Source organism: Sphaerisporangium sp. NPDC049457, assembly GCF_055586705.1.
Window position 1 is genome coordinate 189,691 of record NZ_JBVJHR010000008.1, and the last position, 23,284, is coordinate 212,974.

At 73.1% G+C, this 23,284-nt stretch carries 15 protein-coding genes; 10 read left to right on the plus strand and 5 right to left on the minus strand.

What is annotated here, in order from left to right; genetic code table 11:
* The first annotated feature begins 70 nt into the window (after nucleotides 1–70).
* On the plus strand, nucleotides 71–1,000 hold the full coding sequence (locus ACZ6QO_RS14925) for an SDR family oxidoreductase (RefSeq protein ID WP_465850969.1): 930 nt from the start codon (nucleotides 71–73) through the stop codon (nucleotides 998–1,000).
* 26 nt (nucleotides 1,001–1,026) lie between these two features.
* Entirely contained in the window at nucleotides 1,027–1,860 is an 834-nt protein-coding gene (locus ACZ6QO_RS14930; protein ID WP_465850971.1) for a helix-turn-helix transcriptional regulator, read from the plus strand.
* Between the two features lie 69 nt (nucleotides 1,861–1,929).
* Here the strand turns inward: ACZ6QO_RS14930 and ACZ6QO_RS14935 are convergent, their stop codons facing one another.
* Nucleotides 1,930–2,097 (minus strand): hypothetical protein, encoded by a 168-nt coding sequence (locus tag ACZ6QO_RS14935; protein WP_465850973.1) that lies wholly within the window; start codon nucleotides 2,095–2,097, stop codon nucleotides 1,930–1,932.
* 287 nt (nucleotides 2,098–2,384) lie between these two features.
* On the opposite strand from ACZ6QO_RS14935, the gene ACZ6QO_RS14940 reads away from it, so the two are divergent.
* On the plus strand, nucleotides 2,385–2,567 hold the full coding sequence (locus tag ACZ6QO_RS14940; protein ID WP_465850975.1) for a hypothetical protein: 183 nt from the start codon (nucleotides 2,385–2,387) through the stop codon (nucleotides 2,565–2,567).
* A 21-nt stretch (nucleotides 2,568–2,588) separates the two neighbouring features.
* On the opposite strand, the gene ACZ6QO_RS14945 is transcribed toward ACZ6QO_RS14940, so the two are convergent.
* From ACZ6QO_RS14945 to ACZ6QO_RS14960, 4 genes are all read right to left on the minus strand, one after another.
* Nucleotides 2,589–3,641, minus strand: coding sequence for a polysaccharide deacetylase family protein (locus tag ACZ6QO_RS14945; RefSeq protein ID WP_465850977.1), 1,053 nt, complete (start codon nucleotides 3,639–3,641; stop codon nucleotides 2,589–2,591).
* A gap of 176 nt (nucleotides 3,642–3,817) precedes the next feature.
* Complete coding sequence (locus tag ACZ6QO_RS14950; protein WP_465850978.1) at nucleotides 3,818–4,837, minus strand: hypothetical protein; 1,020 nt, start codon at nucleotides 4,835–4,837, stop codon at nucleotides 3,818–3,820.
* A 169-nt stretch (nucleotides 4,838–5,006) separates the two neighbouring features.
* Nucleotides 5,007–7,979 carry a bifunctional [glutamine synthetase] adenylyltransferase/[glutamine synthetase]-adenylyl-L-tyrosine phosphorylase gene (locus ACZ6QO_RS14955; RefSeq protein WP_465851137.1) on the minus strand — a complete coding sequence of 991 codons (2,973 nt, stop codon included), beginning with the start codon at nucleotides 7,977–7,979 and terminating at the stop codon, nucleotides 5,007–5,009.
* An 81-nt stretch (nucleotides 7,980–8,060) separates the two neighbouring features.
* Nucleotides 8,061–8,837: a type 1 glutamine amidotransferase gene (locus ACZ6QO_RS14960; RefSeq protein WP_465850980.1), complete on the minus strand. Its 777-nt coding sequence runs from the start codon at nucleotides 8,835–8,837 to the stop codon at nucleotides 8,061–8,063.
* Between the two features lie 120 nt (nucleotides 8,838–8,957).
* On the opposite strand from ACZ6QO_RS14960, the gene ACZ6QO_RS14965 reads away from it, so the two are divergent.
* From ACZ6QO_RS14965 to ACZ6QO_RS14995, 7 genes are all read left to right on the plus strand, one after another.
* Nucleotides 8,958–9,692 (plus strand): hypothetical protein, encoded by a 735-nt coding sequence (locus tag ACZ6QO_RS14965; RefSeq protein ID WP_465850982.1) that lies wholly within the window; start codon nucleotides 8,958–8,960, stop codon nucleotides 9,690–9,692.
* Nucleotides 9,693–9,701: 9 nt separating this feature from the next.
* Nucleotides 9,702–11,816 (plus strand): flotillin family protein, encoded by a 2,115-nt coding sequence (locus ACZ6QO_RS14970; RefSeq protein WP_465850983.1) that lies wholly within the window; start codon nucleotides 9,702–9,704, stop codon nucleotides 11,814–11,816.
* Between the two features lie 11 nt (nucleotides 11,817–11,827).
* Nucleotides 11,828–16,696 carry a DNA repair ATPase gene (locus tag ACZ6QO_RS14975; RefSeq protein ID WP_465850985.1) on the plus strand — a complete coding sequence of 1,623 codons (4,869 nt, stop codon included), beginning with the start codon at nucleotides 11,828–11,830 and terminating at the stop codon, nucleotides 16,694–16,696.
* Nucleotides 16,697–16,920: 224 nt separating this feature from the next.
* Nucleotides 16,921–17,685 (plus strand): nucleotide exchange factor GrpE, encoded by a 765-nt coding sequence (gene grpE, locus ACZ6QO_RS14980; protein ID WP_465850986.1) that lies wholly within the window; start codon nucleotides 16,921–16,923, stop codon nucleotides 17,683–17,685.
* A gap of 3 nt (nucleotides 17,686–17,688) precedes the next feature.
* Complete coding sequence (locus ACZ6QO_RS14985) at nucleotides 17,689–19,272, plus strand: Hsp70 family protein (RefSeq protein ID WP_465850988.1); 1,584 nt, start codon at nucleotides 17,689–17,691, stop codon at nucleotides 19,270–19,272.
* 12 nt (nucleotides 19,273–19,284) lie between these two features.
* Nucleotides 19,285–21,993 (plus strand): hypothetical protein, encoded by a 2,709-nt coding sequence (locus tag ACZ6QO_RS14990; RefSeq protein WP_465850989.1) that lies wholly within the window; start codon nucleotides 19,285–19,287, stop codon nucleotides 21,991–21,993.
* Between the two features lie 7 nt (nucleotides 21,994–22,000).
* Nucleotides 22,001–23,170 carry a TRAFAC clade GTPase domain-containing protein gene (locus tag ACZ6QO_RS14995; RefSeq protein WP_465851139.1) on the plus strand — a complete coding sequence of 390 codons (1,170 nt, stop codon included), beginning with the start codon at nucleotides 22,001–22,003 and terminating at the stop codon, nucleotides 23,168–23,170.
* Nucleotides 23,171–23,284 lie beyond the last annotated feature (114 nt).

The following is a 23,284-nucleotide window of genomic DNA, read 5'->3' on the forward strand; positions in this document are numbered from 1 at the left end:
GCATGGACCCGCCGGGGCGGCGCTGGAAGCCTTGCTGCAGCGGCGGGGAGCCGCTGACCAGGGGGTTTCGATGAAAGACGTATCCGTACCAGATCTGACCGGCACGCTGGCCGTGGTGACCGGCGCGAGCGACGGGCTCGGGGTGGGGCTGGCCGTGCGGCTGGCCCGGGCGGGCGCCGAGCTGGTGCTGCCGGTCCGCAATCCCGTCAAGGGGGAGGCCGCCGCCGCCCGCGTCCGCGCGGCGGCCCCCGGCGCCGTGGTGTCGCTCCGCGCGCTCGATCTGGCCTCGCTGGACTCGGTGGCGTCGCTCGCCGGCGAGCTGAACGCCGACGGGCGCCCGATCGGCATCCTGATCAACAACGCGGGGGTCATGGCCCCGGCCACCCGGCAGACCACGGCCGACGGCCTGGAGCTGCAGTTCGGCACCAACCACATCGGCCACATGGCGCTGGTGGGCCGCCTGCTGCCGCTGCTGCGCGCCGGCCGGGCCCGGGTCACCACCATGTCCAGCAGCGCCGCCCGGTACGGCGCGATCGACTGGGACGACCCGCAGAGCGAGCGGAGGTACTCCGCGGTACGCGCCTACAACCAGTCGAAGCTGGCCAATCTGATGTTCGGCCTCGAACTCGACCGGCGCGCCCGTGCCGCCGGCTGGGGCCTCGTCAGCAACGTCGCGCACCCGGGCACGACCCTCACCAACCTGTACGCCTCAGGCCCGAACATCGGGCGCGAGCGCCCTTCCCACCATGATGCGATCATGAGGCGGCTCGCCCGCTGGGGAGTGCTCGTGCAGGGCGTCGAAAGGGGGCTGCTGCCGGCCCTGTACGCTGCTACCAGCCCGATGGCGCAAGGTGGCCGCTTCTATGGCCCGGACGGGCTGGGCCAGTTCACCGGCGACCCGACCGAGCTGGCCGTCTACAAGTCGGCGCGCGACCAGGCCACCGCGGCGCGGCTCTGGGACCTCTCCGAGCGGCTGGCCGGAGTCCGGTTCGGCGCCTGACGGGCACTGAGGGGGTGTCGTCCGTCATGGACCGAAATCTGCTGGCCGACTTCCTGCGGACGCGGCGGGAGGCGTTGCAACCGGAGGACGTCGGCCTGCCCCGCGGGCCCCGGCGGCGTACCGGCGGGCTGCGCCGTGAGGAGGTCGCCGCGCTGTGCGGCATGTCCGCCGACTACTACAGCCGCATCGAGCAGCGGCGCGGGCCCAACCCCTCCGAGCAGATGCTGGCCGCGATCGCCCGCGGCCTTCGCCTGTCGATCGAGGAGCGAGACCATCTGTTCCGGCTGGCCGGGTACGCCACCCCGCGGCGGGCTCTGCGCGGCGACCACATCAACCCGGGGATGATGCGCGTCTTCGACCGGCTGGAGGACACCGCGGCGCAGGTGGTGAACCATCTCGGGGAGACGCTCAAGCAGACCCGGCTGGCCGTCGCGCTGCTCGGCGACGAGACCGGTTACACGGGGATGGCGCGCAGCCCGCACTACCGCTGGTTCACCGATCCCGCCGAGCGGCTGAGGTATCCCGAGGAGGATCACCCGGTGCACGACCGCCTCTTCGCGGCCGCCCTGCACGACGCCCGCGCCAGGGACGGCGAGGGTTCGCGCGCGGCCGAGATCGTCGAGGCGTTGCTGGAGAGGAGCCCGCGGTTCGCCGCGGTCTGGCGCGAGCGCCCTGTCCTTGGCCCGTACTGCGCACCGAAGCGCCTGCTGCACCCGCGGGTGGGCCTGCTGGAGCTCCACTGTCAGACGCTCGTCGACCCCGACCAGTCGCAGACCCTGCTGGTCTTCACCGCCGTGCCTGGCAGCGAGAGCCACGACAAGCTCCACCTTCTGTCGGTGCTCGGCGACCAGCGCGTCTGACCGCCCGGACACGGGCGGCCGGCGCCCCGCACGGCGCTCGCCCTACCGGCGGCGGCGCCGGGGTTCGGCCTACCGGCGGCGGAGCGGGTCGTCGCCGCGGCCGTGGCGGATGTCGACGACCGGGCCTGGGGCGGTGGGCTTGCCGATGACGCCGGAGGAGACGGCGGAGGAGAGCTGGGCCACCGCCCGCAGCAGCTCGCGCAGCGCGCTTCCCGTGCTCTTGGGGGTGTGCGACATGGAGGATTCCTCCTGTGACCGGAGACTCATGGACGTGTGTGATGCGTCATGCTCCATATCACGATATGTCGCGTCCGCGGCCGCCGTCCAGCCGCCCTGGTGAGCGGGCCCGGCCGCCCGGCGGCTCCCGGACGAGGGACCGGGGTAAGGCACGGATAAGCTCGTTTTCGAGTCTTCGTCCAGCCCGTCGGCGCCTCGCGCAGGAAGCCTTCCCGGGTTTCTGACGTTGTGCTGTAAAACGGGCATCCTACCGAAAGCGGTTGCCCCGAACGGAGAAAGGCAGCGCATTGTTCGGTCGCAAGCCCCTCGAAGAGCGCCTCGCCGACCGCCGGGCGCAACTCCCCCCGCTCAAGGAGGGGGAGCACTTCGAGCACGGGCCGGCGAAGTTCATCTTCGTCTTCCTCATCGTCTTCGTCGTGCTCGCCCACCTGGTCGGGCTCGTCGTCCTCATGGCCCTCGACCTGCACTGATCGATCAGTACGACAGCCCGATCAGTACGGCAGCGTGTACCTGGTGAAGTGCTTGGCCACGTACGGCGCCTTGAACTTGGGGAAGGCCACGGTCTTGATGTCGCCGTCCGAGGTGTAGCGGTCCTCGGGGTGGGCGTTCAGCCAGTCGAGCCAGGCCGTCGAGCAGAAGCGGGCGCAGTCGCCCACCTTGTCCATGGCCCGGATGCGCGGGATGCCGAGCGGGTCGAAGTCCTTGCTGAAAGGCGAGGCGGCGGGGGTGTACCCGGCCAGGAAGACGCCCGCGTAGTCGTACTTCACCCCGGCGGCGTCGCCGCGGAGGGCCCACTCTTTGGTGCTCGGCTGGTTGCCGTACGGCAGCGCGAGCGTGACGGGGACGTCCTTGATCAGCGAGGTGATCAGCTTGTGGCCCGCGGCGATCTGGTCGGTGACCTGCTGCTTGGATCTGCCCCGCAGGTTCATGTGGTCGCGGGTGTGGTTGCCGATGTCGAAGCCGTTGTCGCGCAGCCAGCCGAGCGTCTGTGCCTGCGCCTCGGGCCCGAAGGTGCCGAACATGTCCCTGATGACGTAGAAGGTGGCGACCGGCCGGAACCCCGGATGCTTGCGGGCGACGTCCTGCAGGATGGCGACGGCGGTGTCGGCCTTGGGCTTCCCCATGCCGTCCAGGGTGAGCTGCGAGGGCGAGGAGTCGTCGAAGGTCAGCACGACCGGGTGGCGGCCGGCGGGAATGGAGATCTTCCCGGTGGTGTACTCCCTGGCCGTGATCGGGACGTAGCCGTCCTTGGCGAGCCGTTCGAGCTCGGCCCGGAACTGCTGCGGGGTGCGGTCGTCGGTGACGGCCGGCTTGGCCACCACGCGGTGGTACATGAGCACCGGGATCTGGCCCAGTTCGTTGGCCTTCACCTTGGCCGCGGTGGCCAGCGCGGCCTTTCGCGCCTCCTGCGCGGCGACCGGCCCGGCCTGTTTGTGCGGCGCGGCCGGCTGCGCGACGACCTTGGTGTCGCTCTGCCCGCACGCGGCCATCGCCATGACGCCCAGCGACAGCACCCCGACATGACCTGCCCGGAACCGCCCCATGGTCCCCCCAACCAGCCCGAGGAATGAGATACGTCTCTCCTACCCCCGGGGCCGCGTTCTCAACACGCAACGCAGCAGAACGAATGCTCATAGTGACGACATCATCCACCACCATGGCATTCCGGACGACACGGCGGAGTGCCGTGCCGTCCCGCCCACTCTCATTCGTGGCCGGTCTACTTGCCGGTCTCCCCGGCCCGCACGCGGATGCCGGTGAGCCGGCGCAGGATGTCCCACCAGAACGGGGCGCCGAACAGCAGGGCGAAGAAGGTGACGAGGAACCCCGGCCAGTGGCCCGGGCTGATCAGGCGCTGCAGCCACTCGCCGCCGTTCCAGGACCACTTGGGGCTGCCGCCGTCGGGGACGCGCACCGACACCGGGGCGTGCCCCACCATCTGGACGAACGCCGGGGCCGACAGCACCTCTGTCACGCAGGCGTAGGGGTCGGCGGGGTGGTCGGGGCACTTCTCTTGCAGGGACCGCAGCGACTGGGCGCCCCCGTCGGCCGTGGCCGCGACCTGGGCCCGTATGGCGTTGTCGGTGAGGATCGCCCTGCCGTACTCCAGGGAGTCCATGCTGAACAGCAGCGTGAGCACCAGGCCGAGCGCGGCGAGCACCCAGCGGACGTAGCGGCGGTAGAGCATGGTGAGGCGGCTCATCTCGCCGTCGAACCACTGCTCGACCGCTTTGCGGAAGGCGTCCAGGTCGCCGTGGGCGGTGTCCCAGGCGCTTTTCAGCGGCCGGTACAGCGGGCTGTCACCGGCCTCCAGCTTGGCGAGCATGGCGGGCACGCCGCCCTCGGCGGTGACGATCTCCATCATCGCCATGGCGAACCGGACGGGCGGGATGGAGGCGATGCTGGTCTTGCCGTCCTTGCCGTGGTCGATCTCGCGGAGCCGCTCGTACAGCCGGCCCGTCCAACTGGTCGCCGAGCTGTCCACCGGCGGCGGCTGCGAGTTGTACGCGGGACGCGCGTCACGGCGGAACGGCAGGCTGGAGAACACCTCGGCGATCGTGCCGGGGATGGACTTCTTGCCCTCGTGCCCGTCCAGGGTGTCCTTGAGGTAGGCCCACAGGAACTTGCTGCGGATGCCGAGCAGCCGCACCAGGCCTTCGTTCAGCCCGCTGAGCAGCAGCGAGAAGAGCAGGAACGCCAGCACCAGCCCGATGGCGAGATCAAGGTAGACCGAGTTCACGGCGCGTCACCTGCCGCGCCCCGCGGGGCTGCGAGGAAGTCCGATGTGGGCACGACCATTCCTCCACGGGCCTTGGTCAACGAAGTGCCAACCAACGTACTCATAAAGGTCATGCGGCGCAGGCCCCTTCACGATCACGCCGAGGCGCGGCCGCAGAAGGCGACGGCGCTCAGGCGCCGCCGTAGAAGACGCGTTCGGCGACCACCCGCGCCCGGCGCGTGGTGCGCAGGTAATCCTCGACGAAGTCCTCCGAGCCGTCGGGAGGGTAGCCGAGGGCGCGGGAGATCAGCATGCGCTCGCGCACGTCCGCCGGGATGCTGTCGCCGGCCCGGCCGCGCACGAGCATGATGGCGTCGCGGATCTGCGAGGCGAAGCGCCACGCCTCGGCGAGCACCTCCTCGTCGGTGGAGGCCAGCAGCCCGGCGCCGACGGCGGCGCGCAGGGCCTCCAGCGTGCGGGTGGTGCGCAGCTCGGGGACGTCGTAGGCGTGCCTGAGCTGGATGAGCTGGGCGAGCCACTCGACGTCCGACAGCCCTCCTCTGCCGAGCTTGGTGTGCAGCAGCGGGTCGGCGCCCCTGGGCAGCCGCTCGGCCTCCATGCGCGCCTTGAGCCGGCGGATCTCGCGGACGGCCGCGTCGCCGATGCCCTCGGGCGGGTGGCGAAGAGGTTCGACGAGCCGCATGAACTCCTCGCCGAGCTGCGGGTCTCCCGCCGAGAACCGAGCACGCAGCAGTGCCTGGGACTCCCACGGCGACGACCACCGCCGGTAGTAGGCGGCGTAGGAGGACAGGGTGCGCACCAGCGGGCCCTGGCGGCCCTCGGGGCGCAGGTCGGGGTCGATCAGCAGCGGCGGGTCGGGCGCGGGCCGGGCGAGCAGGCGGCGCAGTTCGTTGGCGACCGCGTGCGCGGCGTCGGCGGCGGTCTTCTCCTCGGCGCCCTCCAGCGGCGAGTGGACGAACATCACGTCGGCGTCGCTGCCGTAGGAGCATTCGTAGCCGCCGAGCCGGCCCATCGCGATCACGGCGAAGCGGGTGGGGAACTCGCCGCGCCGCTCCAGCGTGATCTTGTGGATGGCGGTGTCCAGCGCCGCCTGGATGGTGACGTCGTTCAGCTCGGAGAGGGCCTGGCCGACCTCCTCGATGTCGATGCGGCCGACGAGCCCCGCGACGGCGATGCGCAGCAGCTCCCTGCGGCGCAGCGCGCGGACGGAGGCGACGGCGGTCTCGGCGTCCTGGGAGTGGCGCTGGACGGAGGCGGCGGCCTCGCCGGCGATGGAATCCTTCGGGCGCGGCATCAGCTCCGCGTCGGAGCCGAGCATCGCCACGGCGTCCGGGGAGTGCAGCAGCAGGCCGGTGGCGTAGCGGCTGGTGCCGAGCAGGCGGGCCAGGCGCTCGGCGACCGCGGTCTCGTCGCGCAGCAGGCGCAGGTACCACGGGGTGGTGCCGAGCTTGTCGCTGATCTGGCGGAAGCCCAGCAGCCCGGCGTCGGGGTCGGGCGCGTCGGCGAACCAGCCGAGCATGACCGGCAGCAGGGTGCGCTGGATCGCGGCCCGCCGCGAGACGCCGCTGGTCAGCGCCGCGATGTGACGGAGGGCTCCGTCGGGGTCGGCGTAGCCGAGCGCGGAGAGCCTCGCCGAGGCGGCGGACGCGGACAGGCGGGTCTCGTCTCCTGGCAGCCGGGCGACGGCCTGCAGCAGCGGCCGGTAGAAGAGCTTCTCGTGCAGCCGGCGGGCCTCCATGGCGTGGCGCTTCCAGCGGGTGGTGAACTCACCGACCGGGTCGACGACCATGCCGAGGCCGCGGCCGATGCGGCGCAGGTCGGTGACGTTCTCCGGCACGACGTGCGTGCGGCGCAGGCGGTGCAGCTGCAGCAGGTGCTCCACCTGGCGCAGGAAGGTGTAGGCCTCCGCCAGCGCCTTGGCGTCGTCCCTGCCGACGTAGCCGCCCCGCGAGAGCGCGGCGAGCGCGGGCAGGGTGGCGCGGCGGCGCAGCAGACCGTCGAGGCGCCCGTGCACGAGCTGGAGCAGCTGGACGGCGAACTCGATGTCGCGCAGCCCGCCGGGGCCGAGCTTGATCTGCCGGTCGGCCTCGCCCGCGCGGACGTGGGCCTCGACCCTGCGGCGCATGGCCTGGACGTCCTCGACGAAGTTCTCGCGGGCGGCGGACTGCCAGACCAGTTCGTTGACCGCGGCGACGTACTCGCCGCCGAGTTCGAGGTCTCCGGCGACCGGCCGGGCTTTGAGCAGCGCCTGGAACTCCCAGGTCTTGGCCCACCGGCGGTAGTAGGTCAGGTGGCTGGCGAGGGTGCGCACCAGCGGCCCCGCCTTGCCCTCGGGGCGCAGCGCGGCGTCGACCTCCCACAGGGCGCCCTCGGGGGTGCTGGTGGAGCAGGCGCGCATCATGCCCTGCGCGAGCCGGGTGGCGGCCTGCAGCGCCTTGGTCTCGTCGACCCCGTCCCGCGGCTCCGCCACGAAGATCACGTCCACGTCGCTGATGTAGTTGAGCTCGCGTGCGCCGCACTTGCCCATGCCGATCACGGCGAGACGCACGTCGGCGCTCTCGGAGACCTCGGCCCTGGCGATGGCGAGCCCGGCCTCCAGCGCGCCGGAGGCCAGGTCGGACAACTCGGAGGTGACCTCGGAGAGCGAGGCCGCGCCGGTGATGTCGCGCGCGGCCAGGTGCAGCAGCCTGCCGCGGTAGGCGACGCGCAGGGCCGACATGGCCTCGGCGCCGCCGTTCGGGGCGCACGGCTCGGCATCGGCCGGGTTCGCGCCGACCGCGTCGAGGAGTTCGGCGCGCATCTGCTGCCGCGGGGTGCGCTGGACGGCCTGGTCGCCCTCCAGCAGCTTCCAGTGCTGGGGGTGGCGCACGACGTGGTCTCCCAGCGCGGCCGACAGCCCGAAGACGCGGAGCAGCCGCGATCGAAGACCCGGGTCGGCGCGCAGCGCGCCGAGGACGCTGGGGTCGCGCTCGGCGAGACGGTTGAGCGAGGTGAGGGCGAGGTCCGGATCGGCGGCGCCGACCAGGGCCGCGAGCAGGTCGAGATCACCCACGGCCTCGGGTCCGAGCTCGTCGAGAAGCCGCTCTGCCTGGGCTCCGTCGGCGAAGCCCAGCCTGGCGAGGCGCCCTGCTGTCGTCTGCATACGGGACTCGGCGGTCACATGCACAAAGTAGCCGCTTCCTCACCGGTTCGTCGTTAGTGGTTTCGCTACGTAATCGCCCGGTCACAGCGAATGGACATGGGTGCCGGAGGCGGCGCCGGCCTCCAGGTCGCCCCGTACGACGGCGGCGAACGCCTCGGCGAAGGGGCGCCAGGTCGCCCGCAGCTCCTGTTCTGCCGCGTCCACCTCGGCGTCCAGGCGCGCGGCGTCGTACCCGGCCTCGGCCAGTCCGGCGGCGTTCGGCCCGGTCCAGGAGCGGAAGATCTCAGGAGAGGCCTCGGGGTGGAACTGCACGACCCAGGCCCGGTCGCCGAGGCGGAACCCCTGGTGGGGGTAGGTGGCGCCCGTGGCCATCGGGACGGCGCCGGGCGGCAGGACGGTGACGGCGTCCTGGTGGTACTGGACGGCCCGCGCGACCCGCGGCAGACGGGCGAAGAGCGGGTCGGCGGCGGCCTCCGGTCGCATCGACACCTCGCCCAGCCCCACCTCCAGCCCGGCCGCGCCGGGGCGGACCTCTCCCCCGCAGGCCAGGGCCATCAACTGGGCGCCGAGGCAGATGCCGAGGGTGGGCAGGGACGTCTCGACCGCCCGCCTGATCAGCTCACGGGTGGCCGGCAGCCACGGGGATCCCTCGTCGTCCCAGGCCGAGGGCGCGCCGCCGAGCACGATGAGGCCGGCGGCGGGGGGCTCCCCCGCCGGTCCCGGGCCGAGGGCGGGCAGCGCGCCGCCCAGGTACGGCCGGGCGATCTCGCAGGTCATTCCGGCGGCGGCCAGCCATCCGGCGAAGTACCCGAGGCCTGCCTCGGCCTCATGCTCGACGACCACAATCCGATTTGTCATGCCTCAATGATGACTGTCCGAATCTGCGGCTTGTGTGAGGGATGCCGGAAAACTGGAACTTATCCGCAGCAGATTCGTTTATCGGGACGGGGGCCGATAAACGAGGGGAAAGCGCAGACGATGGGGGAGTTCGTTCACACGGCGTTGGGTTTTCCTACCGTTCTGTTCACCTTCCTGCTGATCGTGGTCGCGGGCTACTGGGTTCTGGTCCTGCTGGGAGCAGCCGGGCTCGACGCGCTCGACGCCGGCGACTCAGGCGAGACCGGCGACGCCGGGCAGGACGCCGGAGTCCTTTCGGCGTTCGGACTCACCGGGGTTCCGGTGACCGTGTCGGTCTCCCTGCTCGTCGCGGTCACGTGGTTCGCGAGCCTCGCCTGCACCGCGCTGGCCGCGGACCCGCCCCCGTCCACCAGAGCGGCCATCCTCATCGTGGCGCCGTCGCTGGCATGGCTGGTGACCCGCCTGCTGGTGGCGCCGCTGCGCCGGGTCTTCGCCGTCCACCGATCGCCCTCCCGCGACGACTTCGTGGGCAGGACGTGTGTCATCCGCACGGGCCGCGTGGGCTCCGACTTCGGCCAGGCCGAGGTCAGGGCGCCCGACGGCTCGTCCGCCGTCATCCAGGTCAAGCAGACGCAGTGGCCGAGCCGCGCGTCGCGGGAAGGGCTCGTGACCGAGCCCGGCTCCCGCGGCGGAACCGGGTTCGAGCCGCCGACCGGAGACCAGCGCGCAGCCGGGCACGAGCGTGCGCTGCGCGCGGGCGACACCGCCCTGATCTTCGCCCACGACGCGGACGGCGAGTTCTTCTGGGTCACCCCCTACGACGCGGAACTCGATCCTGACGCCCTCATCAGGTAAAGGACTCAATTGGACGTCATCTCCACCGGCTTCGGCGTGCTGCTCGCCGTGGTCCTGCTCATCGTGCTCGCCATCCTGCTGGTGATCACCCGCCTGTTCCGCAAGGTGGAACAGGGCAAGGCTCTGATCATCTCCAAGGTCACGACGGTCGACGTCACCTTCACCGGCGCTGTCGTGCTGCCCGTACTGCACAAGGCCGAGGTCATGGACATCTCGGTGAAGACCATCGAGATCGAGCGCTCGGGCCAGGAGGGCCTGATCTGCCGGGACAACATCCGCGCCGACATCCGCATCACCTTCTTCGTGCGGGTCAACAAGACCGTCGAGGACGTGGTGCGGGTCGCCCAGGCCATCGGCACCGTCCGGGCCAGCGACCAGGCGACGCTGCAGGAGCTGTTCGCCGCCAAGTTCTCCGAGGCGCTGAAGACCGTCGGCAAGCAACTCGACTTCGTGGACCTCTACACCAAGCGCGACGAGTTCCGCGACCGGATCATCCAGGTCATCGGCACCGACCTGAACGGCTACAGCCTCGAGGACGCCGCCATCGACTTCCTCGAGCAGACGCCCATGGCCGCGCTGGACCCGGCCAACATCCTGGACGCCCAGGGCATCCGCAAGATCACCGAGCTGACCGCCATCGAGCACGTCCGCACCAACGAGTTCCAGCGCCACGAGGAGAAGGAGATCACCCGCCAGAACGTCGACGCGCGGGAGGCGATCTTGGAGCTGGAGCGGCGGCAGGCCGACGCGGAGAGCAAGCAGAAGCGCGAGGTGCAGACCATGCGGGCCCGCGAGGAGGCCGAGATCGCCCGGGTGCAGGCCGAGGAGCGGCTCAAGTCCCGCGCGGCCGACATCCGCACCGACGAGCAGCTCGGCGTCCAGCGGGAGAACCTGGCCAGGGAGGTCGCGGTCGCGGAGAAGAACCGCGAGCGCGTCATCGCGATCGAGACCGAGCGCATCGAGAAGGACCGCCAGCTGGAGGTCATCGCCCGCGAGCGCGAGACGCAGCTGTCCGCCATCTCCAAGGACAAGGAGCTGGAGACCGAGAAGCGGTCGATGGCGGAGATCATCCGCGAGCGCGTCGCGGTCGAGAAGACCGTTGCCGAGCAGGAGGAGATCATCAAGCGCCTGCGCGCCGTCGAGGAGGCCGAGCGGGTGCGCCAGACCGTGGTGATCCAGGCCGAGGCCGAGGCGCAGGAGGGCCTGGTCAAGGACATCAAGGCCGCCGAGGCGGCCGAGGCCGCGGCCCGGCACAAGGCGCGCGAGGAGCTGGTGCTGGCCGAGGCCCGCGAGCAGGCCGCCGAGTTCGACGCGCGGGCCAAGATCCGGCTGGCCGAGGGGACGCAGGCCGAGGCCGCCGCCGCCGGCCTGGCCGAGGTGCGGGTGCGCGAGCGGGACGCCGAGGCCATCGAGAAGGTCGGCCTCGCGGAGGCGGCCGTCGAGCGGGAGAAGACCCTCGTGGCCGCCTCGGCGGTCGGCGAGCGGCTGAAGTCGGAGGCCGAGGGCCTGAAGGAGAAGGCCGCGGCGATGGCCGCGCTGAACGACGCCAGCCGCGCCCACGAGGAGTACCGCCTGCGGCTGGAGGCGGAGAAGGACCTGCGGATCGCGGCCCTGGACGCCCAGCGCTCCATCGCCGAGTCGCAGGCCGTCGTGCTGGCCGCCGGGCTGGAGAAGGCCGACATCGACATCGTCGGCGGCGACGGGATGTTCTTCGACCGGCTCATGGGCTCCATCGCCATGGGCAAGAGCGTGGACGGCTTCGTCGAGCACTCCGAGGTGGCCAGGAAGCTGGCGGGGCCGTGGCTGGACGGCGCCGCCAGCTTCCCCGAGGACCTCACCCGGCTGCTCGGCTCGTTCAGCTCCACCGATGTGAAGAACCTGACCATCTCGGCGCTGCTCATGCGGCTGATCAAGGCGGGCGGCCCGGACAGCGGGCAGTTGCGTGCGCTGCTGGACGCCGCACGGCGGCTCGGCGTCGCCGAGGCGCCGCTGTCCGCCCTCACCGCCGCCACCGGCAAGGCGCGTACACCGGGCACAGCGGGCACAGCGGGCACAGCGGGCACAGCGGGTGCGGCGGGCGCCGTCGGGGCGGGCGCGGCCTCCGCGGCGGGCGCCGAGAAGTGACGGCGGCCACCGTGACCGACCTTCTCACCGGCCCGGAGGCCGCCCTGGACGCCGGCGCCTACGACGTGCTGCGCGCCCGGCTGGCGGGGCGGGCGGCCGAGCTGGGCCGGCGGGCCGAGGCGCTCAACACCGAGCGCCTCGGCGCGTTCGGCGGCGCCGAGCTGCGCCTGGCAGGCGCCGGGCGCGTCCGCACGCCCGACGAGCGCGTGCTCCGCGACATCGTCGCGGTCGGCGGGCTCATGCTGTTCGGCTACGACGTCCTCCTCGGTACGCGGCCGGAGACCACGGTCGAAAACGTCTTCTCCCTGCACCGGTTCACGCGCGAGGGCGAGGCGTTCCGGTTCGAGGACGCCGGCCCGGCGGACCTTCCAGGGCTGCTCGACGACGCCGCGTTCCGGCGCGACTTCGCCGAGCTGTACCGCTACTACCGCGAGACCCGCCTGCTGCGGCTGCGGCGGACGGCGGGCAGGCTGCTGGCCGTCTTCCAGACGGGCCCGCGCACGCAGGACGTGCGCGTGCTGCGCTGGGACCTCGCCGCCGGCGGCGAGGTCGCCTACCTGGACGACCGCGGCGAGCGCGACGACGTCCCGCCCGCCTCGCACGACTTCGCCTGGACCGCGACGACGCGGGACGACCACGTGCCCGGCCGGCATCCGCACATCTCCATCGGCGGTGAGGTCTTCGTCGACACGGTCGGCGGCGATCTGACGATCAAGGTGGAGGACGACACCGAGACGGGTGCGGGCATCTACGGCGAGCCGGTCGACGAGCCGCTGCAGAGCCTGGCGGACGCGGAGGTTCAGCACGCCAGGGTCGGCCCGCTGATCCTGCTGCGCGTCCGGCCGTACAAGGAGGAACGGTGGCGGCACCTGGTGTTCAACACCAGGACGCGGGCGGTGGCCCGCCTGGACGGCATCGGGCAGGCCTGCCGCCGTCTGCCCGAGGACCAGGGGATCGTCTTCCCCGCCGGATACCACCTGGTCACCGGCGACACCAGGACCTTCGACGCCGACGTGGCCGGCCTTGAGTACGAAGGGGAGGTCCGCTCCCCCAACGGCGAGGACGTGCTGTTCGCCTTCCACGCCCGCGCCGAGGGCCGCACGCTGCTGCTGCCGTACAACCTGATCCGCAAGGAGGTGGCCGGTCCGATCGCCTGCCGCGGCCACTCGCTGTTCGAGGACGGCACGCTCGTGGTGGGCCGCGAGGTGTCCGCCGAGCCGTCGCGGGTCCACCCGATGCAGGTGTGGCGGACGCCGTACCAGTCCGACGCCCACGCCGCCGCGCACCCGGCCGGCACAGGGCCGCTGGAGCGGGTGGGCAACGCCGACCTGGTCCGCGGCATCTCCGACGCGCTGTCGATCAGTCGCATGGCCGGGGAGACGAGCCCGTCCGCGGCCGTCTTCGCGGCGCTCATCGCCGCCTGCGAGCGGATGTCCGACCGCTACCACTGGCTCGGCGATCCTGGACTGGGCGACCTGCGCACCCCGCTCGCCGCGGTGCGCTCGGCGGCCGGGCAGGTGCTGGAGGAGTTCGAGCGGGTGCGCGCGCTCACCGAGCAGGCCGCCGCCGCGCTGGAGGAGACCGCCGGGCAGGTCGCCTCCATGGTGCGGCGCCTGCACGGCGAGGCGCCGGAAACGGCCGGCGAGTGGGTGTCGCGCCTGGCGGACCTGCGCCGGGCGCAGGGCCGCCTGGTCACCGTCCGCGAGATGCGCCACGCCGACCAGTCCAGGGCGGAGGAGCTGGCGGCGGGCCTGGCCGCGGAGGTGGACGCGGCGGCGGGCAGGGCCGTCACGTTCCTCCAGGGCCAGGACGCCTTCGCCGGGTACCACGCCGAGGTGGAGCGGCTGGCCGCCGAGGCGGGCGAGGTGGCCACCGCCGCGGGCGCCGCGCACGTCGGGCTGCGGCTCGCCGGGCAGGCCGAAGGGCTGGAAGTCCTCACCGAGGTCGTCGCAGGCCTGGACATCGCCGACGCGACGGTGCGCACCGCGATCCTGGAGCGGGTCGGCGAGGTGCTCGCCGGTGTCAACCGGGCGCGGGCCGTCCTCGCCGGACGGCGCGCCGAGTTGCTCGCCGCCGAGGGGCGGGCGCGGTTCTCGGCGGAGTTCTCGCTGCTGGGGCAGGCCGTCACCGGGGCGATCGCGATGGCGGACACCCCTGAGCGGTGCGACGAGCAGCTCGGCAGGCTGCTGCTGCGGCTGGAGACGCTGGAGTCGCGCTTCGGCGAGTTCGACGACTTCCTGGCCAGGCTCACCGCCAAGCGGGAGGACGTCGTCGAGGCGTTCTCCTCGCGCAGGCACGCGCTGCTGGACGAACGCACCCGCAGGGCCGGCTGCCTGGCCGCGTCGGCCGAGCGGATCCTCGCGGGCGTGCGCCGCCGGGCCGCCGCCCTGCCGTCCCTGGACGAGGTGAACGCCTATTTCGCCGCCGACCCGATGGTCGCCAAGCTGCGCGCCGTGTCGGAGGACCTGCGGACGCTCGGCGACCCGGTGCGCGCCGACGAGCTCGCCGGGCGGCTCAAGGACGCCCGGCAGGAGGCCGGGCGCGCGCTGCGCGACCGCCTCGACCTGTACGGCGACGACGGCCGGACGATCCGGCTGGGCGCGCACCGGTTCTCCGTCAGCGCCCGCCCGTTCGACCTCACGCTCGTCCCGCACGACGGGGCGATGGCCTTCACCATCACCGGGACCGACTACCTCTCCCCCGTGCGCGACGAGGATTTCGCGGTGACCCGCCCGTTCTGGGACCAGGCGCTGGTGTCGGAGACGCCGCAGGTGTACCGGGCCGAGCACCTGGCCGCGTCCATCCTCGCCGACGCCGAGGACGGCCGGGACGGGCTGTCGCCGGAGGCGCTGCGCGCGGCGGCGGGCACCGGCGGCGGGCTGCTCGCCGTGGTGCGCCGGGCGGCCGAGTCGCGCCTCGACGAGGGGTACGAGCGCGGGGTGCACGACCACGACGCGGCGGCCATCCTGGCGGCGATGCTGCGCCTGTACGTGGGCGCCGGCCTACTGCGCCATCCGCCGCACGCGCGGGCGGCGGCCCAGTTGTTCTGGGCGTTCGGCGCCGATGAGGCCGCCAGGGGCGCCTGGGCGACGCGCGCGGGGTCGCTCGCCCGCGCGCGCGACGCCTTCGGCCGACCGGCCGGCGCGGCCGAGCCCGCGCGAGCGGTGCGGGAGCTGCGCGAGGAGCTGACGGCGGCCATGGCGGGCTTCTTCGGCCGGATCGGGCCGATCGCCCGGGACGCCGACCTGGAACCGGCCGCCGAGTACCTGTTCGAGGAGCTCGCGGGGGCGCAGGAGGGGTTCGTCACCAGTGCCGGCGCCCGTGCCGTGCTGGCCCGGTTCCGCGCGGCCCTCGGCGGCCCGGGGGCCCCGGCCTGCCGCCGGTTCGAGGACGAGGTGCGCGCGCTCGGCGACGACCTGGCCGCGAGGCACCAGCTCGTCCGCGCGTGGCTCGGCGCGCTGCCCGCCGAGGCGGACGGCGAGCTGGTGGAGGCGGTGGCGATCGAGGTGTGCGGCGCCGCGCTGCGCCGCCATGACTCCCCGGCCGCGGTCACGGCGACCGTCGAAGGGCTGCTCGGCACCCATCCCCGCGTCGTCGACCGGCGTCTGCGCCTGCGCATCGACGAGCTGATGGCCCGCACCCGGCGGTTCCGCCTGGAGCGCGTGCCCGCCTTCCGCGCCTACCAGCGGCGGCGTGCGGAGCTGGTGGCACGCGAGCGGACGCGGCTGCGGCTGGATGAGTTCGAGCCCAGGGTGATGAGCGCGTTCGTGCGCAACCGGCTGCTGGACGAGGTCTACCTGCCGCTGATCTGCGCCAACCTCGCCAAGCAGCTCGGCGCCGCCGGCGACGCGCGGCGCACCGACCAGATGGGGCTGCTGCTGCTGATCTCCCCGCCCGGATACGGCAAGACGACCCTCATGGAGTACGTGGCGAGCAGGCTGGGGCTGGTGTTCGTGAAGGTCGACGGGCCGTCCCTGGGCGGCGGCGTCACCTCGCTCGATCCCGCGCGGGCGCCGGACGCGACCGCCCGGCGCGAGGTCGAGAAGATCTCCTTCGCGCTGGAGATGGGGAGCAACGTCCTGCTCTATCTGGACGACATCCAGCACACCTCGCCAGAGCTGCTGCGGCGGTTCATCTCGCTGTGCGACGCCCGGCGCCGGATGGAGGGGGTGTGGGACGGCGCCGCCCGCACCTACGACCTGCGCGGCAAGCGGTTCGCGGTGTGCATGGCGGGCAACCCGTACACCGAGTCGGGCGGGCGCTTCCACGTCCCCGACATGCTGGCCAACCGGGCGGACGTGTGGAACCTGGGCGAGGTCCTGTCGGGACGCGAGGAGCTGTTCGCGCTCAGCTACGTCGAGAACGCGCTCACCTCCAACCCCGTCCTCGCCCCGCTCGCGGCCTGGGACGGCGACCTGGCGTCGCTGCTGAGCCGGGCGAGGGGCGACCAGGCGGTGCGCCCGGACGGGCTCGCCAATTCCTGCTCCGCCGCGGAGCTGGACCAGATCACCTCCGTGCTGCGCAAGCTGCTGCGGGTGCGGCGGGTCGTCATGGCGGCCAACCAGGCCTACATCGCCTCCGCCATGCGGTCGGACGCGTCGCGGACCGAGCCGCCGTTCCGGCTGCAGGGCTCCTACCGGAACATGAACAAGCTGGCCGAGCGGATCGTGCCGGTGATGAACGACGCGGAGCTTGAGGCGTTGATCGACGACCACTACCTGGGCGAGGCGCAGACCCTCGGGAGCGCGGCGGAGGCGAACCTGCTGAAGCTGGCCGAGTTGCGCGGGACGTTGACGCCCGAGCAGGCGAAGCGGTGGGAGGAGGTCAAGGCCGCCCACGTGCGAGCCGCCCTGACATCGCGTGGCGCGGAATCCGTGTAACTAATGGGACGTATGGGATCTAAGCCATATCCAACCGAGAATTCCTGCGCCGGGCCGAGAAGGATGTATATACGGTGCAGGTCTTGCCTTCGGAAGCCCGCGCTCCGGCGTAGATCAGTCCGACATTTAGCTCATTATCGGACAGATGAATCTCTACCGGGCGGGGTCTTCGGTGGCCTAGAGTTACTGACGTCAGGAATTCATATTCCGCCGCGAGGAGATAGATGGCGCCTCCCCCCGAAGAGCCGCGCGAGCCCGCCTCCGGCGGCGCGACGCCCTCCGCGCCCTCCGAGGGGCGGCCCGACGCCGCCGCAGAGCTCTCACGCCAGGTCGAGGAGCTCGCGCGCCGGGTCGCCGCCCTCACCGAGGCCGCCGGACGCGAGCACGAGCGGGCGGCGCACCGGGAGCAGGTCATCGACCGCCTGCACGCCGAGAACCAGCAGCTCAGGCATGGGCTGCTGCAGGAGGCGCTGACCCCGGTCAGGGCGATCCTCTACCGCCTGCACGACACCGTGGCCCGTGAGGCGACCCGCTGGCAGGGGCCCGCCGTCCCGTCGGCCGAGCTGGCCGGGCCGCTGTTCTCGGCCATCGCCGACGAGGTCGCCGAGGTGCTCGGCCGCACGGGCGCCGAGCGCGCCGGGGTCAGGCCCGGCGACGCCTACGACCCGGCGCTGCACCGGCCGGCGGGCACCAGTCCGGTGGCCGAGGATGCCGACGGGACGGTCGCCGAGGTGCTGGGCGAGGCGTTCACGATGGGCGAGCGCGTGCTGCGCAAGGCCTCGGTGGTCGTCGGACGCGCGGAGGCCGACGTGGCGGAGCAGCGGAAACCCGAAAATACGAAAAAGCCGAGAAAGCCGGATAAAGCGGGCAACATGGATGACCCGAAGCAGCAGCGGGACAACCGGAGAGACGGCAAGGCCGGCAATGCGCGTGACGGGGTGAACGGCACCGCCGAACGCGTCGGCGGCACGGACAAGGGGAGCGAGTAGGCGATGGCTGTTCACGGGATCGACCTCGGTACGACGTACTCCTGCATCGCCTACGTCGACGACGTCGGGCGTCCCACGGTGCTGCGCAACATGGAGGGCAGCGACACCACCCCCTCGGTGGTGTTCTTCGAGTCCCCCGGCAACGTCGTCGTCGGCGCCACCGCCAAGGACAGCGCCGTCCTGCACCCCGACCTCGTCGTCAGCCGCATCAAGCGCGACATGGGCCAGGACACCCCCCGCGTCAGGCACGGCAGGCCCTACACCCCGGAGGAGATCTCCGCCTTCATCCTGCGCAAGCTCGCCGACGACGCCGCCACCGCGACGGGCGAGACGGTCGAGGACGTCGTCATCACCGTCCCGGCGTACTTCGGCGCGGCCGAGCGGGACGCCACCCGCAAGGCCGGGCAGATCGCCGGCCTCAACGTCATCGACATCGTCTCCGAGCCGATCGCCGCGGCCATCACCTACGGGGTGCTCAACCCCGACCAGGACCGCACGATCCTGGTGTACGACCTCGGCGGCGGCACCTTCGACACCACCGTCATGCGCATCCAGGGCGGCGACATCGAGGTCGTGTGCACCGACGGCGACCACGAGCTCGGCGGCGCCGACTGGGACGACCGCCTGGCCGAGCACCTGGCCGAGCGGTTCCGCGAGGAGCACCCCGACGCCGGCGACCCGCTGCTGGACAAGCACTCCGAGCAGCAACTGCGCCGCGACGCCGAAGACCTGAAGAAGACGCTGTCCACGCGCGCCCACCACGTCGTCCGCGTCATGCACGAGGGCCGGGTCAGCACGGTCGAGCTGACCCGCGAGTCCTTCGAGGAGCTCACCCGCGACCTGCTCGACCGCACCCTTGAGATCACCCGGCGCACGATGGAGACCGCCGCCGCCAAGGGGACGCGCGACTACGACCACCTGGTGCTGGTCGGCGGGTCCACCAAGATGCCCGCGGTCACCGAGGCGCTGCAGAAGGAGTTCCAGCTCACCCCGCGCCTGCAGGACCCCGACCTGGCCGTCGCCAAGGGCGCCGCGCTCTTCGCCTTCGAAGAGACCTACCGGCGCCTGATGCGAGCCGGCGAGCCGGCCAAGGCGCAGGAGATCGCCGAGCGGGCGGGCCTGAGCGCCGAGCAGCAGGAGCAGATCGCCGGGCGGACGATCAAGACGGTCGCCTCGCGCGCCTTCGGCATCATCGTCACCGACAAGGAGAGCCGGCGCCGCAGCGTCGAGCACCTCGTCCACGCCAACGACGCCCTGCCCGCCGGCGTGACCCAGGACTTCTACACCATCGACGCCGGGCAGACCGGGGTCACCATCGAGGTCATGGAGCAGGCGGGCACCGCCGAGTCCGAGGAGGTCGAGGACAACGGCCTCATCGCCGAGGGGGTGCTGAAGATCCCGCCGGGCAAACCGGCCGGGTTGCCGATCGAGGTCACCTTCGCCCTCGACGGCTCCGGGCTGCTCCAGGTCACCGCCCGCGAGCGCGAGACCGGCGAAGAGCTGGAGCTCCGCATCCAGATCGGCGGCATGTCGGAAGAGGACGTCGCCGAGTCCCGGGCCGCCCTGTCCCGCGTCCAGGTCAGCTAGCCGGGCGGTCGCATGGCGTTCGACGAGCAGCGTTACACCCGGGAGGTGCTGGAGCCCGCCCGCGAGGCCGGCGGGCTCCCGCCGGAGGATCTGCGCGTCCGCTACCAGCTCACCGAGGCGATGACGGCGGCGGAGGTCGCCGACACCGTCCGGCGGGTGCGCCAGTGCTGGCGGCGGGCCAGGGGCATGCTCAAGTACAAGCGGCTGGCCGACCGGCTGGAGGCCGACCACGCCCGGTTCGCCCCGATCTTCTCGGCCGCCGCCGAGGGCGACCTCGCGCCCCTGCGGGAGGCGCTCGGCGACTCCGAGCGCAGGGCGGCGCGCAGGCTGTCCGGCGCCGGCGGCCGGCTGGAGGACGCCGCGGGCCGGCTGCGCATGCTCTCCCCCGGCCTGCTGGCCACCATCGCCCGCTCCAGCGGCGTCAGCCAGGAGGAGGCCGTCCGGCTGGCGGCCGAGCGGAACATCGAGGTCCGCGACCCCGACCCGCTGCCCGAGACCGCCCCCTACCCCGGGTTCGCCAAGGTCCGCGAGGCGCTGGACGTGCTCGGCGCGCCCCACCTGGGCCGGTTCCTCTTCGGCGACCGGTGCGCCGAGATGCGGGTGCTCGGCGCGTTCGCGATCGCCGGCGGCGGCTCGGTGCCCGACGCCATCGCCGAGGCCGGGCGCCACTGGGCGGCCCGCACGCGCGGCCCGTGGACCATCGGCGCCGACACGGTGCTGGCCGCGCTGCGCAACTCCCCCGACCCCGTGGCGCTCATCCGCTACGACGTCGTCGCCCGCCTGCGCGAACGCGTCCGCGAGCACCCCTACGACGACACGCTGCTGCGCCACGCCACCACCGAGCTCGACCTGCACCCCGGGGACGCCCGCAGGCTGATCTTCGCGGTCCGCGGCGAAGGCGGGCTCGGCGGCGGCGCGGCCACCCGGCTGCGCGAGCTGGTCGACGCGGGCGAGATCCACGCGGCCGCCGACTTCGCCGAGGCGCTGGAGCCTGGCGCGCTCGCCGGCGACGCCGCCGAGCTGGCCACCGAGGTGCGGGCCCGGCTCGCGCACGCCGTCCGGCTCAGAGACCGGGCGCGGGCCGCCCTCGACCCCGACGACGCCTGGATCGCGCTGCGCGACGCCCTCCAGCGCGTCCCCGACCTGCCGGGCGCCAAGGAACTGCTCGCCCGGCTGGCCCCCCACCCGGCGCGGGCCGTGCGCGCCGCCGTCCAGGGCGAAGGGGTGAGCCTGGTGTGGCAGCCCTCGCCGTCGCGGGCCGGCCGCATCGTCTACGACGTCTACCGGGACGGCATCCTGCTGTCCACGGCCGACCGGCCGTCCGCGCGCGACGACGGGCCGCCGGTCAACACCCCGGTCACCTACTGGGTGGTGGCCCGCAGGGACGAGGCCGTCGCCATGCCCGCGCTCGCCGCCTCGGTGGTCGTCCGCCCCGAGCCCGCCGACCTGCGGCTGACCGCGGGCGACGGGGTGGTGTCCGGCCGCTGGACCCGGCCCGCCGAGGCCACGCGGGTGATCGTCACCCGCGACGGGCAGCCGGTGCCCGCCGGCGACACCGGGTTCCGCGACCGGGACGTCGCCAACGGCACCAGCTACAGCTACACCGTCCGCGCCGTCTACGCCGATCCGGACGGCGAGGTGGTCACGCCGGGCGTCCGGCGCACGATGACACCTCTCGGCCGGCCGCGCCCGGTCACCGACTTCACCCTGCGGCCCGACCCGTCGGCGCCGGGCACGTTGCTGGTCCACTACGAGGAGCCCGCGACCGGCGCCCTGGAGATCGTCGGCCTTGACGCCGCGCCGCCCTGGCCGATGGGCACCACCCTGTCGCTGCCCGAGCTGCGCGCCGCCACCCGCGCGATCCCCTCCGCGCCCACCCGCGACGGCCAGTCCATCCGCCCCGGCGGCGGGCAGGGCGTGCTGCTGGCGGTCACCGTGTCCGGCGAGCTGGCCACGGTCGGCGCGCACACCGAGCACGTGAACCTCGCGCCCCCGGCCAGGCTCACCGCCCAGCGCCGCGGCGTCACCGTGTACGTCGGCTTCGTCTGGCCGCCGGACGTGCCCGAGGTCGAGGTGCGCTGGAACGGCCGCAGCATGATCGTCAACTCGGCCGCCTACCGCGCGCAGGGCGGCGTCCGGCTGGACGTCCCCGAGGGCGAGCCGGTCACCGTCGAGGTGGCCCCCACGTCCATGGTCCGCGGTGAGCGGGTGCGCGGCGCCGCCGTCAGCCTGAGCCTGCCCGGCCGCGTCCCGGTGCGGTACGACATCAGCCAGCAGGGGCCGGCCTGGCGGCGCTCGCTGGTGGTCGAGGTCACCGCCGACCGGCCCGTGCGCCTGCGCCGCCTGGCGCTGGTGCTCAAACCCGGCCACGTGCAGCCCAAGTCCGCCGACGACGGCGTCCTGCTCGACGATTGGACCGACCTGGAGATCCCCGCGCGTCTCACCGTCCCCGCCCCCCGGCAGGCCAAGCCGTACTGGCTGCGCTGCTTCGCCGAAGGCGTCGCCGACGGCGGCCGGGTGCGGGCGGCGCCCTACGGCGACGCGCCGGAAAGCCTCGAACCCGCCCACGGGCCCGGCCCGTCGTTCGGCGACGGCCTGTTCGCCGACGACCGCGACCCCCGCCCGGCGTACGGCTCCGGCCCGGACTTCGCCGAGCCCGGCGGCCCGGGCGGCGAGGTCGCCCTGATCGATCCGCCGGTCCGGCGGATGAAGGTGGGATGACCCCTTGGTGATCACCTGTCCGTTCTGCTTCGCGCGGCCCGATCGCAACCGCATCGCGTTCCGCTGCGCGGGCAGGTCCGGGCGTGGCGGCGGATGCGAGGCCGAGCTCGACGAGGTCCTGGCCGACTACCTCGGCTCGCCCGCCGCCGCGTCCCTGCCCCCGGTGTTCTCCGTGCGCCGGCCGGGACGCCGGGCCGACTGCCCCCGGTGCGGGCGCTCCACCGGATGGCGGGTGTGCCCCGAGTGCCACAACCGGTTGCCCGCCGAGTACTGCGCCAACCCCGGCAAGATCGTCGCCCTGGTGGGGGCCAAAGGGTCGGGCAAGAGCACCTACATCGCCGTGCTGCTGCACGAGCTGACCAACCGGGTCGGAGCCGAGCTGGACGCCTCGCTGGTCGCCTGCGACGACCGCACGATCGCCCGTTACAAGCAGGACTTCGCCCGCCCCCTGTACGGCGAGCAGCGGCTGCTCGCCACCACGCGGCCGGCGGCCACCGAGCCCCGCGACCCGCTGGTGTACCTGCTCACCCGCACCGTCCCAGGGCGGCTGCGCGCCAAGACGATGTCGCTGACGCTCGTCCTGTTCGACACCGCCGGCGAAGATCTGCGCAGCCGCGAGTCCACCGAGACCCACCTGCGCTATCTCAACGCCGCCGACGCGATCGTCTTCCTGGTGGACCCGCTGGAGCTGCCGGGGGCCAAGGCGTCGCTCAGCGGCATCGCCGCGGCCAGGAGCGGCGTGAACGCGGGCGATCCCGACAGCGACCCGATCAACGTCATCAGCCGGGTCACCGAGCTGCTGCGCGACCGCGCCGGGTCCGGCCGCCTGAAGGTGCCGGTGGCGGTGGCGCTCAGCAAGATCGACGCGCTGCAGGAGGGCATGGACGCGCAGTCGGCCCTGCACCGGGCCCGCACCCCGTCCGGCACGCTCGACCTGGACGACCGCGAGGCCGTCCACGAGCAGATCCGGGCGCTGCTGGACGAGTGGCAGGCCGGCATGGTCGACCGCTACCTGCGCCAGCACTTCATGGACTTCGCGCTGTTCGGCCTGTCGGCCCTCGGCGGAGTTCCCGGCGCCGACACCGTCGGCCCCGGCGGCATCCGCCCCTACCGGGTCGAAGACCCCCTGTTATGGCTCCTCCACCGCTTCGGCATGCTAGCCGGAGTCCGCCGATGACCCCACCATCCCCACCCGAGCCCCGCACGACCACCCCGGCCGAAACACGACCCCCTCACCCCCGCACGACCACCCCCTCCACCCCGGCCGACGCACGCCCCCCCCACCCCCGCA